Raw genomic sequence first — 12,423 nt, forward strand, 5'->3', positions numbered from 1 at the left:
ACACGGAAATCGAGAACGCCACGCCGAACCCCCAGTACAAAGAAGAGCAGAAGCGTATCGAGAAGCTCGTGTGGTGGGATGAGGTGAAGGCGAAGGTTCTCGGGATTTCCTCAGGCGGATGTGTTTCATGTGCATCCTGTGGGATTGGTGGGGAATTTTCAGGAAAAGCCTCGATTGATCTCGCTTGAAATGCTATTAGCGGTTGGACCTGAAAACTCGAGAGAATATTACCAGACAATTTTGGATCCGATTAACGATTATGCCGGATTATATTCCGTCGATTCTCCTAGAAGGATTGCACATTTTCTGTCTCAAGTTGCTCACGAAAGCTTCCTTCGGGCTGCGGAAGAAAGGCTTAGATACAGTCCGAAGCAAATGAGAAGGACTTTCGGATGCAAGGGGGGAGAGAAACGTTACGATGAAGGTTGCGATGACTGCACGATGGGTAGGCTGAGGGATAAGCTTTGGACGCAATCTGAGTACTATGCGTACAATTCAGAACATCTTGCGAACTACGTTTACGCAAATCGAAATGGAAATGGCGACGAAGAGAGTGGGGATGGCTATAAGTATCGCGGACGGGGATTCATCCAAACCACTGGTCGCGCGAACTACAGATCATTCATGGAAGAGCATAATCGTCGTTCGCCCGAGGACGTGAGGGATTTCGTTCAGTTCCCAGAGTTATTGTCAGATCTAAACTATGCAGTCGAATCTGCCTACGTCTTTTGGTCTAGAAATTCGCTTAACGCGATCGCCGACAGCGCAACCGTGGTCAATGTTACGAGAAGAGTTAACGGCGGGCAAAAGGGGCTTGCTGATCGATTGGCAAGATTCAATCGAATCGCACAATTACTGAATCTGCCAGCGGAGCGATAATGAAAAAATTTGCGTTACTTGCCGCAGGCATATTCGAACTTTTATGTGGTGATACGGCTCGTGCCGAAGGGTTGTGTTCAACTAAAGAGGCGGTAATTTTTAATTGTGAATTTTCTCGGTCGACGAGCTCGCTATGCGAGTCGAGTGATGGTTCTGTCATCTATCGAGCAGGACTGCGAGAGAAAGTTCGTATGGAATTATCACCCAAAGACAGCAAGACGAAGTTCTATTTATCGTCTAGGCCACTGGTTGGTGGCGGCGAGGTGCATGTGCGTTTCGAGAACGACGGATACGTTTATTATTTGTTCGACAGAATGGTGCTGGCGAGGGATGAAAGCGATTCCAGCGCTGGAGTGATCGCATTTAGAAAAGGTCGAAAGGTATTCGACCGTCGGTGCGACAATGACGCGTCAGTACGACAAAGGGGCTACGAAGTCTTACCGCGAGAAGATTTTAGGGACATAGGTGCTAAATAAAAGTTTATATGGTCTGATTAAGTATGGGAGCTTGCTGAATTAAGTCTCCTTGGTCACTGGAGACCGTGCTCACGCCTACTTAATGAATAAGCTATCAGGCTCATTCTCAAGCGAACGGCGCCGCGCGGCGTTGGAAATCGGCTAAAAAGTTGTGGCGATAAGTTCTCAGGGCTGTTAATTGTAAAAAATGAAGTCACGAAACAAGCAATTTAAAACATGATGCCCTCGCGGCCGTAGGCGTCGTCATATGTTCGTTAACGTTAACGAATCGCAACGTGATGGTGTTGCTCCGGTTAATCGCTCTTGAAGTTACGGATCGTTCGGTGGCTAAACTGAACCTCACAGCCGCTTATTGGGAAGCTGGTTTTCATGGTCTACCAGTTCCAATTTTTAGATAATATAGATACCCGAGGTTGAAGCGCGGGCGTCAAGGGATAAATCCCGCGTCGCGTCGTGGTTCGCGTGACCAAAGGCGCTCGCAGATAGAGAGCGTTAGAGAAATAGGTTGTCCAAAAAAGCGTTTATCAATGGAAGATGTATTCCGTGGCGAGCCATAAATGGAATTCAAACCCTCGTATTATGTAAGGATAAACAGACACTATGAAAGGGCTTGTCTACGAAGGCGACACCGCCAGCCAGAACGGCAATGTGCTGACAGGTTCAGCTCGAATCGAGCTCAAGGGGCGGCGAGCCGCTCGTGTCAGAGCCATAGTTTCATGCCCGACGCATGGCGACAACCCGATCGTCGAGGGGAGTCGACGCGTCAAAGACGGCAGGGTGCCGATCTCGCGTTACGGCGATCATACGCAATGTGGCGCGTATCTGATCGAGTCCCCAAGTGGAGCGTGCGTCCGTTAGCCAATGCCCATTGATTTCGAGCGAATCCCGCCGCGGGCCGACGTGCCCATGGCGCCACGTCCGTCCGCTCTGCTCTGGCTTGCGTTGCTATGCCTGGCGCTTTGCATCGGTGCGACTATAACGGTGTTGTCTTGGACCGGTGGAAGTCCGGTAGCCAGTGCCTGGTTTTGGCTGTGCGCGGTGGGCTACCCAGTTCTCGGATGGAGCTTTTTGCTTGCCGCGAGCTTGGCCTATGGACATACAGCGCTTCACTCGGCACTTGCTCGCAACTGGGTCAGCGAACAGGCGGAACAGGCATGTCATACCGCGGCCAGTCGTCCTTTGGCCATTTTCGGTTACGGTTGGCGGTTTTCCTCCGACAAGGAAGAAAACAGTCTACAAAGCCTTCTGGGAGGGAAAGTTGAGTCGAAACTACGCCCGAGTGGGGCCTTCCCCGGCAAAGACGTGCATGCCCGATGGATCGACGTGCCGGGAGAGCCGTTCTATCCAGGCAACGAGCTCGGCGAGCATACGCGTCATTTGGCTGTGTGCGACTGGCTCATTGCGAGCCTCCTGAACGATCTCGCGGAGCCTCTCGCCGATATTCCGTGGGATATGTCGCTGCATGTGCATCTCTGCCTTCAATCTCGGCTCAAGCCGGAGCGCGTGGTGAAGCACGTGCGCCGGGAGCTATACAAACGGCACCCTTTGCTCAAGACGCGAGTCGAATACGACCAAACGTTGTCAATCTTCGCCACGGATGCATGGCTGGATCTGCAGGACGAAAAGGTGCTTCATTTGGTGATTGCAATGCAACTTCGTGAAGCCATCAGCACACTGCTCGACGCTGGGGTAGCCGAGGTCGGGACGGCTCTGTTGCTAGGCGAACCGACATCATTGAAAGGCACGAATGTTCAAGCGCTGCGCCTTCACCGTCCCGCGCGGGGCGAGAAAAACGAGGTGGGAAACGTGCTCGGGCTTGCGAGTCGTTGGGGCGAAGCAGACACGAAGAATCTGGACTCGATGTGGATTCAAGGCTTGCCGGCCGATGATTTTGGCGAGATACGCCGTGCCGCAAGTCTTCAGGAGGGGACACCATGGCGGCAAATCGAGGCTTCGGTCGGTGACTGCGCGGGGGCCGGGCAGTGGCTTGCCAGCGCGCTTGCTGCGGCCAATGCCGATTCGACCGCAAACCCTCAACTGGTTCTGTGTGCCCAGGATAATGAATTGATCGCGTTGGTATGCAGGAAGGAAACGTGAAGGCAGTCAAAGAAAAGCAGAAAGTAGAAACACCCGTCTGGCTGTTCATAGGGATCGCTATAGTCATCATCTATTTGGCGCTTGCCCTGACTCTGGCGGTGAAGGGGCCGAGCGTCGGCCTGTCGGGTCCCGGGCTAATCATCGCCGAACTTTCGTTGCTATCGGTGTTCCTTGTTCTTCTCCTCTTCGTGAAGCTAATTGAAGGAGCGGTGCTTTGGACCGCTTCTTTGAAGGCGATTCGCTGGTTTCGTCGCTACGATGAGAACAAGGAGAGTCAATCGCGCGTCGGACGAGCCGGAATCGCGACAGATGAGATCTCGAAACGCATGCAATCGCTGCGCGATGCGTTGCGTGATCGGTATGGTATGCGCTGGAGATATAAAGCGCGCTGGCTGCTTGTGAATGGGGACCATTCGCTGGTAGAGCGGCTAGTGCCGGGTCTTCCAGCCACTGGCTGGCATCTCGTAGATGATGCGCTGTTGTTAAGTGGAAGCCAGAGTGACGGGCAACCGGATATAAACTGGCTCAATGGGCTGCGCAAACTACGCGGTCGTCGAGCAATCGATGCAATCGTGGAGGTCACAAACACCCAAGATTTGATCGACAATCCGTTCGACGCAGAGACTGTCGGACAACGCTTGACGCGACATGCGCGCGTCTTGCGTTGGGCCGCGCCCACGTATTTAGTGAATTTGACGGAATGCGAAGGTTCTGTATTCAAGCACGACGAAAGCGTCGGGCATGTTTGGACGAGCGTACCCGCCGACAAGGAGTACATCGAAAGCACACTTGCACGACTCGCGGGCGATTTGTCCGATCTGGGTGTTGCGCGTCTTTCGCTCGATCCGTACGATGGGGTCGTTGCGGAACTGGCGCAGCGATTGGAGGAATTGCGCGCAGCCCTTTCTGATCTCGCTGTGCGCGTCGGAAGCCCCCAGATATGGCGCACTGCGATTCATGGTTTGCTGTTCGCCGCGATTCCTTACGCGCGCGAATCGGAAGGTGGTGAACAACGCAAGCAGGCTTGGACGGAATCGTCACGCGCAGCGCTGTTCAATCATGCGGTGTGGAAAGACATTGCCGCGCACAGCCGCAAACTCTATGGCCGTCGCGTCGGCTTCTCATGGTCGACCACGGCGGCATGGGCCGCCACCGCCATAGTCGCGGTCTGGCTGCTCGGCTCGATGATCTCTTTCGCCTCGAACCGGTCTGCGATGCAGGAGGCGGCGTCCGCACTGATCGAAGCGTCGTCAACGCAAGACCCCACGCACTCCCTGCTCGCGCTCGATGCGCTCGACAAGCAACTCGACACGCTCGAAACCCATCGCGCGGAAGGCGCGCCGTGGCACCTGCGCTTCGGCCTGAATCATGACGCTGCGCTCTACGATGCCCTCTGGCCGGCCTACGAAAAGGCCGCCTCGCGCGTACTCATTGCACCGATCCAGGCGAAGCTCGAGGAGCGGCTGCGACAACTCGCTTCGCTCTCCGACGCGGAAATCGCGAGCGGCGGCAACGCGCAGGTGCAAGCCGCGTACGACACGCTCAAGACGTATCTGATGCTCGCTCACCCGGAGCACGCCGACGCGTCGTTTCTGAGCGCCCATATGCTCGCCACCAACGCACCGGCGCGCCCGTCGAACGCATCGGTGACGCCGGGTACGTGGGAAGACACGCGCCAGCACGCAATCGCTTTCTATGCCAGCCACCTGAAGCGCGACTCAGCGGCTGCAATCACCCCGGACGTTGCGCTCGTGGCCGCCGCCCGCCAGACGATCATCGGCGTGCGCGGCATCCAGAACTCGACCGACGCCATCTACCAGCAAATCATCGACGAGACGAAGCCGAAGTACCCACCGGTGACGCTCGCCACGCTTTTGGGCGATCACCCAAGCCGCGGCCTCTTCAACACAACGGCGACCGTGCCCGGTGTTTTCACCCGCGCGGCGTGGGACGAACGCATCCCGAAGGCGATCGATGAAGCGAGCGAACAGCGCACGGTCACGGGCGATTGGGTGCTCTCCGACGCCAAGCTCGACAACACTGCTCCTTCGACGCTGAAAGCCGAACTGCGCCAGCGCTACTTCAACGACTACACGCGCGCATGGGCGCTGTTTCTGAATAGCATCCGCTGGCAGAGCGCATCGTCGCTCTCGGGTACGGTCGATCAGTTGACGCTCCTTGGTGATCCACGGCGCTCGCCGCTGGTCGCGCTGATGAACGCGATCGTCTATCAGGCGAGTGCGGGCGCGTCGACGCAATCGCTCTCGGACAATCTGATTGCAAAGGCGCAGCAGTGGGCGGGCAAGGACGAGAAGGATCCGTCGAAACAAGCGCAGCCGCAGTTGGCTCCGCTGGCGGTCGCCTTCGGCCCGATTCTGCGTCTGACGGGCGCCGATCTCACCGCGCCCGCACCGGCCAACGCGAAGTCGCCGACACAGAGCGCCGCGCTCGGCGAACTGAGCCTGCCGCGCTACCTGGAGCGCGTGACGGCCATGCGCCTGAAGACGCAGCAGATGATGGCCAGCGCCGATCCGGACGCGATGTCGCGCGCGGCCGCGCAAGCCGTGCTGCAAGGCAAGACATCCGATATCGCCGACAGTCGCGACTACGCGAGCCGGCTGGCCGCGAGTCTCGGCGAGCAATGGTCGGGTTTCGGCCGGCTCTTCGAAGCGCCGCTCGAGCAGACCTGGCAGGTGGTCGTGCAGCCCGCGTCATCGAGCCTGAACGAGATCTGGCGCACGTCGATTCTGGCGGACTGGAACCGCGCGTTTGGCGGACGCTATCCGTTCGCGGATTCCGACAACGACGCGTCGCTGCCCGACATGGCGCGCTTCATGCGAATGGATAACGGTGTCATCGCTCAGTTTGTGGCGACGGAACTGGCGGGCGTGGTCAAGCGTCAAGGTGATCAGTGGGTCGCGGCGCAGGGATCCGACCAGGGCACGCTGACGCTCGATCCCGCGTTCCTCGCTGCGCTGAACAAGCTGACGCGTGTATCGACCGCGCTGTTTCCCTCGGGCGACGCCCGCGTGCGCTTCGAGCTACGCGGCGCGCCCACACCGGGCATCACGGACATGAAGCTGGTGTCATCGGGACAGCAGCTTCATTACTTCAATCAGATGGAACAGTGGGTGCCGTTCGAATGGCCAGGCCAGGCGCTGGATAACGACGCGCAGCTTCAATGGGAAACGGAGGAAGGCGGCCTGCGCTCGACGATGTACGCGCAAGGCCGCTTTGCGCTCATCCGTCTGATGGAGCGCGCCAAGGTCTCGCAGCAGGACAACGCGCGCTACGTGTTGTCGTGGACGCCCGACCAGGGCGTGGGTCCGGCCCTTTCGGTGCAACTGCGCGCTGAAAGCGGCGCGGGGCCGCTCGATGTGCTGGCGCTGCGCCACTTCACGCTGCCGACGCACATCTTCATGACAAAGTCCGTTGCTGAGAGAGGTTCGGGCCCGAACCCGCCGCCCTTACCGCCAGGCGCGTTCTCAGCGGCGCAGAAAGTTGGCGTGCCGCTGCCGGGAGGTCGATGATGCTGGCCGGATTGCTCAAGAAACTTCTCCCGTCTCAGGACGCCGAGCAGCTCACTAGAGCGCGTCTCGATGCATGGAACACGTGGCTCACGCCGTTGTCTGGCGAGAACGGCGTCGGCCGCGATCCCGGCTATGAAGATGCCTTCTTCGAAGTGAAGGACGAAGCGGGCAAGCTCTCGAATATCGACGACGCGTCGATCGTTCGCGCGTGCGAGCAGTTGACCAAGGAAGTCGGCAAGGATCTGCGCGTGGCGGGTTTCTATGCCTTCGCGCGTCTGCGCCAGGATGGGCCAGCAGGCTTTGCCGATGGGCTGGAACTGACGGCCGCCTTGGTAGACCGGTTCGGCGAGTCGGTGCATCCATCCCGTGCCGAAGCGAGGAAGGGCGCGCTCGAGATGCTGGCGACCGCGCGCATCCTCGATCTGCTCGACGCCCGTGGCGCGTTCGCCCCCGCCGATCTGGAACGCGCGATCGCCGCGCTCGATGTGATCGTCGGGCGCACCAACGCATGGGCGCAAGGCGCGCGCCCGAACCTGCAGGCGCTCGTCGCGCGCTTTGAGCGCCACGACGACGCCATACAAAGCGCCGAACCGAGCGCGAGCGCGCCGATTCCCGCAAGCTCGTCGCTGCCGTCATCCGGTCCGATAGTCTCCGCACGCGATCTGCTCGACCAGGCACGCACGATGGCCGCATGGCTGCGCGATCAGGAAAACGGCTATCTGCCGGCGGCGCGTCTGGTGCGCAGCATCCGCTGGGACACGCTGCACGAAGTGCCGCCGGGGGATGCGAGCGGGCGCACGCGGATCGAGCCGCCACGCAGCGAAATCCGCCAGCATTTCAAGCGGCTCGTGCTGCAGAAACAGTGGAACGAACTGCTCGAACGCGTCGAAGGCGCGTTCATGGAGGGCGTCAACCATCTGTGGTTCGACCTGCAGTATTTCCAGCACGTCGCGCTAGATAACGTGGGCGCGCCCTACAACGCATGGCGCGATCTGCTGCGCGCCGACTTCGCGCTGTTCCTCGAACGGCTGCCGGGCATCGAGCGGCTCGCGTTCAACGACGGCACTCCGTTCGCCGACGACGCCACGCTCGAATGGATCGCCCGCCACGCCGTGGTGCGCGATCTGGAAGCGGGCGAGAGCGTGGCGTCGCTGCCGGTATCCGCGGATGCCGATGAGCACGCGGCAGGCGACTGGCCCGAAATCGAAGCGCAAGCGCGCGATCTGTCGTCACGCGAAGGCATCGAAGCGGCGTTTGCGTGGCTCGATGCGTTACCGGGCATGAAGACCGAACGCCATCGATATCTGCAACGCCTGGTGATGGCGCGCGTCGCCGACTCGGCGGGCCGTGCGGATACCGCGCTCGCGCTGCTCGCCGAATTGGACGCCGCGTCGCACTCGCTGCCGCTCACGCGCTGGGAACCGGCGCTGGTCTTCGAAGTAAAGCAGCAATTGATGCGCGCGCTCAAAACGCAAACCACGCGCAAAGACGCCGACAAAATCGCTCTGGGCTCGCGCATCAACGAATTGCGCAACGAACTGACCGTGCTCGATCCCGCCCGCGCGCTGACGCTTTCATAACAAGGCAATGAAGAACCCCTACGTAATCGACGGCGATCTGAACGCCGATGTCGACAGCCGTTACGACGATCCGGTGCTCGGCTACTACGAAGCCGAGATGCGCTATCTGCGCGAGTCCGGGCGCGAATTCGCCCGCGCGCATCCGGACCGTGCGCGCATGCTCAATCTGGACCGCGTCGGCGACCGCGATCCGTATGTCGAGCGGCTCTACGAAGGCTTCGCGTTCCTGACCGGCCGTCTGCAGCAGAAGCTCGACGACGAACTGCCCGAGTTGACCGAAGGCCTCGTCAGCCTCTTGTGGCCGCACTATCTGCGGATGATTCCGTCGTTGTCGGTCGTGGAGCTGATTCCGCTCGGCGAGAAGATGCAGAGCACGATTCTCGTCCCCGCGGGCGTGGCTGTACGGTCCGCGCCGATTCCGGTCCCGAAGGACGGCGGTGAAGGCATCACGCCCGAGACGGTGCAGTGCCTCTATCGCACGACGCAGGCCGTGACGCTTCAGCCGATCCAGATCGCGCGCGCCGGCCCCGCCGTGCGGAACGACGGCAAATCGGTCATTCGCATCGCGTTCGAGCTGGATCGTTCGACGCGTCGGGCGGAAACGGATCTGTCCCGCATCCGCCTTCACTTGAGCGCGGAACTTCCGACGGCTTTCGCGATGCATCTGGCGCTTACCCGCCATGTCGAATCGGTCGAATGGCGCGTGCCGGAAATACGCGATGGCGAGGCGCGCGCGCTCTCGGGCGTCACGCTCGAAGCAGCGGGTTTCTCGCCGGAAGAACGCCTGTGGCCGAAGGCGGACGCCGCGTTTTCCGGCTATCAACTGCTGCTCGAATACTTCACGTTCCGCGAGAAGTTCCTCTTCGTCGATATCTGCGGATTCGATCTCAATCAGCTTCCCGAAGCATCGACGCAATTCGAACTGGAGTTCGTGCTCAAGAAGGCGTATCCGTCAGACCAGCGTTTCACGAAGGACAACGTGCGCCTGTTCTGTTCGCCGGTCATCAATCTGTTTCAACTCGACGCGGAAACCGTCACGATCGATCATCACGAGACCGAGTATCGCGTGGTGCCGGCAGGCTATCAGGGCGGGCACGTCGAAACGTATTCCGTCGACGCAGTAGAGTCGTTCGATCACCTTACCTCGGAGCGCTACGAGTACGTGCCGTTCGCGACCTTTCGGCATCGCGGCGGGATGCTGCGGCACGAGTCGCCCGAGCGGTATTTCCATACGCGGGTGCGCGCGGGGCTGGATGGTCTGCATGAAACGTGGCTGATCTTGGGCGGCAACGCATGGGAGTCGATGGCGGATCTGCCCGAGGAAAGCCTGTCGCTGCGCGTGACCGGCACCAACGGGCTGCTGCCGCGCAAGGGCCTGCGCGAAGCACGTCTGGACGAACTCGCCGAGAGTACGCCGAACGTCGGTGGCGTGCGCAATCTCGTGGCGCCCACATTACCGCTCTATCCGCCCACGGGCGACCGCTTTCAATGGCGCGTGCTGTCGCATCTCGCGCCGAACTTCCTGTCGATGATGAACGCAGAGGTGCTGCGTGGCGCCCTCGCGCTCTACGACTGGACCAACGACGAGTTGAACCGAAGGCGGCTGGCGGGCATCCTGCATGTGTCGGAGGAATTGCTCGAAGAGATCACGGGCGGCGCGGTCGAGCGCGGCGTGCTGGTCGAAGTCACGCTGGATTCGCAAGCGTTCTCGGGCGAAGGCGATGTGATGTTGTTCGGGGAGCTGCTGCATCGCTTCTTCGAGCTGTATGCAGAGGTGAACCTCTTCACGAAGCTCGCGCTGGTGACGCTGCCATCGAAGGCGCGCATCGAATGGCCGCGCAGCAAGACGCATCGGGCGCCGCTATGAAGCCGCGCGATTTTCCGAATGTCGAGCCGCTGGTCGCGGCGTTGCTCGCACGCGCCCCGCGCATGAACTTCATGCAGTTGTGCCGGCTGTTCGAAGCGAGCGCGCCGGATCGTCCCGGTTTCGGTGAACGCGATACGCCCGCGCACGAGCCGGTGCGTTTCCGGTCGCGCGCGCGCATGGGTTTTCCCGCTGGCGAAATCGCTGCCGTCGAGTTCGATGACCTCGATGACGGCGGATACGGCGAACCGCTGCCGCCGACGATCCGCACGACCTTCATGGGCCTGTACGGCGTAGACGCGGTGATGCCGACGCACTACCTCGACGACATCGCCATGCGCGAGGAAGGGCACGAAGCCGTCGAAGCGTTTCTGGACCAGTTCAATCACCGGTTCGTGACGCTGTTGTATCGCGCGTGGAAGAAGTACCGCTACCCGGAGACCTTCCGGCACGGCGGCGCCGATCCGTACTCAAGGAACCTGCTGTGTCTCGCCGGCTTCGGCTGGGGCAATAAACCCGCGCGTGCGGGCTTGCCCGACTCCCGCATGCTCGCGCTTCTTGGTCTGCTCATTCAGCGCACGCGCACGCCGGAAGGGCTGGCGGGCGTGATCGCTTTGGGTGCGCCGGGCGTGGATGTGCGCGTCGACGAATTCTGGCCCGTGGCGAGGCGCGCGGGACAAGGCCAGCCGCTAAGCGCGAAAGCGATGATGGAAGGCAAGCCACGCGGGTTGGGCGGCGGCTACGTGCTCGGCAAGCGCGTGCATTACCGCAGTCGCGCGGTGCGCGTGACGCTGCGTCCGACGAACGCGCAACAGGCGCACGACTTGTTGCCTGGTGCGTGGCTCCATCGCGATTTGATGGCGCTGGCGCGGCTCTATATCGGCACGAAGGCGGACGTGCATCTGCGCATGCAGATGTCCTCGCGATTCACGCCCGAGCCAATGGTGGGCAAAGCGCGTGCGCCCGTATCGCCGCGTCTGGGCTGGACGGTGGTGCTGCCCGTTCGGCAGGAACGCGAGATCACGGTCGAGTTGGGCGTCTGCGAAGCGTTTCCGGCACCGCAGCCGAACCCGTACCTCGAACCGCGTGCCGCATGAGAGGCCGAATGATGTCGAAACCGAATCAAATGGCCTGCGCGGTGTTGCTCATTCTCGGGCTGTCAGGCTGCGGCCTCTGGCAGGCGACCTCCGACGGAGCCACGAGCGCTTATCAAGCGATGACCGACTGGCGCGTGAAAGCGGTCGACGTCGACATGCGCGCCCGTGCCGACCTGAATCCGGACGCTTCGGGCCATCCGCATCCGGTGGCGGTGCGCGTCTATCAGTTGAAGGATCGCGCGCGCTTCGACAGCGCGTCGTTCAACGAGCTCCTCCACCACGACCGCAGCGTGCTTGGGCGCGATCTGCAAGCGAGCGTGTCTGCCGTGGTCAATCCCGGCGCATCGGCGAGCGTGTCGCAGCCGATGCAAAAGGAGACCGCGTTCATCGCGATTGCCGCGTTCTATCGGAACGCCGATCAGGCGGGCGGCTGGAAGCAGGTCATCGCGGCCAGGAAGCTCCCTGACGACGCGCCGGTAAAGCTGACGCTGGCGGACAGCAAGCTCGATATGGAAAGCAAGGCGAAGGCGGGCAAGAAATGACGTGCGGCAGCGTCTGTCGTCGCCATCGTAGCTAAAGGGCGGTCGCGACAAAAGACCGATGGCTTCAAACATCAAACCGAATCGAAATCGACAATAAACAGCAATGCGGCACAACAGATTGAACGAATTACGCGGCGATGGCCTCGTCGCCCGCGCGACCCGAAGCGTGAACTCGGCGCTATTTTTCATCGGCGCGCTTACGCTCGCCGGCTGCGGCGCATGGCAGGCCACCAAGGACAGCACGGTAAGCGCAGCCGAATGGCTCTTCACCACGCAAGTCAAGTCGATGAACGTCGAACTGAACGGTCGCGCCGCGTTGAACGAGAACGCGACCGGCCAGCCGCTTTCGACGGTGGTG

General features: G+C 60.7%; 10 protein-coding genes and 1 pseudogene. All 11 read left to right on the top strand.

Annotated features, from left to right (window positions below):
* Nucleotides 1–188: hypothetical protein (locus QCE49_RS33365; RefSeq protein WP_309806853.1), on the top strand; the 188-nt coding region annotated here is incomplete at its 5' end.
* Complete coding sequence (locus QCE49_RS33370) at nucleotides 175–879, top strand: hypothetical protein (protein ID WP_250460682.1); 705 nt, start codon at nucleotides 175–177, stop codon at nucleotides 877–879. The genes QCE49_RS33365 and QCE49_RS33370, both read left to right, overlap by 14 nt.
* Complete coding sequence (locus tag QCE49_RS33375; RefSeq protein ID WP_250460684.1) at nucleotides 879–1,355, top strand: hypothetical protein; 477 nt, start codon at nucleotides 879–881, stop codon at nucleotides 1,353–1,355. The genes QCE49_RS33370 and QCE49_RS33375 overlap by 1 nt, the downstream gene beginning before the upstream one ends.
* A gap of 600 nt (nucleotides 1,356–1,955) precedes the next feature.
* Nucleotides 1,956–2,213: a PAAR domain-containing protein gene (locus QCE49_RS33380; RefSeq protein WP_250460687.1), complete on the top strand. Its 258-nt coding sequence runs from the start codon at nucleotides 1,956–1,958 to the stop codon at nucleotides 2,211–2,213.
* A 3-nt stretch (nucleotides 2,214–2,216) separates the two neighbouring features.
* A complete protein-coding gene (locus QCE49_RS33385) occupies nucleotides 2,217–3,452 on the top strand; it encodes a hypothetical protein (protein ID WP_250460689.1) in 1,236 nt (411 codons plus the stop codon).
* Nucleotides 3,449–6,982 (top strand): ImcF-related family protein, encoded by a 3,534-nt coding sequence (locus QCE49_RS33390; protein ID WP_250460691.1) that lies wholly within the window; start codon nucleotides 3,449–3,451, stop codon nucleotides 6,980–6,982. Before QCE49_RS33385 ends, QCE49_RS33390 begins: the two co-directional genes overlap by 4 nt.
* Nucleotides 6,979–8,562 (top strand): type VI secretion system protein TssA, encoded by a 1,584-nt coding sequence (tssA, locus tag QCE49_RS33395; protein ID WP_250460701.1) that lies wholly within the window; start codon nucleotides 6,979–6,981, stop codon nucleotides 8,560–8,562. Before QCE49_RS33390 ends, tssA begins: the two co-directional genes overlap by 4 nt.
* 7 nt (nucleotides 8,563–8,569) lie before the next feature.
* Entirely contained in the window at nucleotides 8,570–10,429 is a 1,860-nt protein-coding gene (gene tssF / locus QCE49_RS33400; protein WP_250460703.1) for a type VI secretion system baseplate subunit TssF, read from the top strand.
* Nucleotides 10,393–11,523, top strand: a complete 1,131-nt coding sequence (gene tssG, locus QCE49_RS33405) for a type VI secretion system baseplate subunit TssG (protein ID WP_175983085.1) — start codon at nucleotides 10,393–10,395, stop codon at nucleotides 11,521–11,523. Before tssF ends, tssG begins: the two co-directional genes overlap by 37 nt.
* An 8-nt stretch (nucleotides 11,524–11,531) precedes the next feature.
* Nucleotides 11,532–12,065 carry a type VI secretion system lipoprotein TssJ gene (tssJ, locus tag QCE49_RS33410; protein ID WP_175983084.1) on the top strand — a complete coding sequence of 178 codons (534 nt, stop codon included), beginning with the start codon at nucleotides 11,532–11,534 and terminating at the stop codon, nucleotides 12,063–12,065.
* 118 nt (nucleotides 12,066–12,183) lie between these two features.
* Nucleotides 12,184–12,423, top strand: a pseudogene (locus tag QCE49_RS33415) (type VI secretion system lipoprotein TssJ); the annotation flags it as partial.

Source organism: Caballeronia sp. LZ008 (assembly GCF_031451435.1).
Lineage (GTDB): Bacteria > Pseudomonadota > Gammaproteobacteria > Burkholderiales > Burkholderiaceae > Caballeronia > Caballeronia zhejiangensis.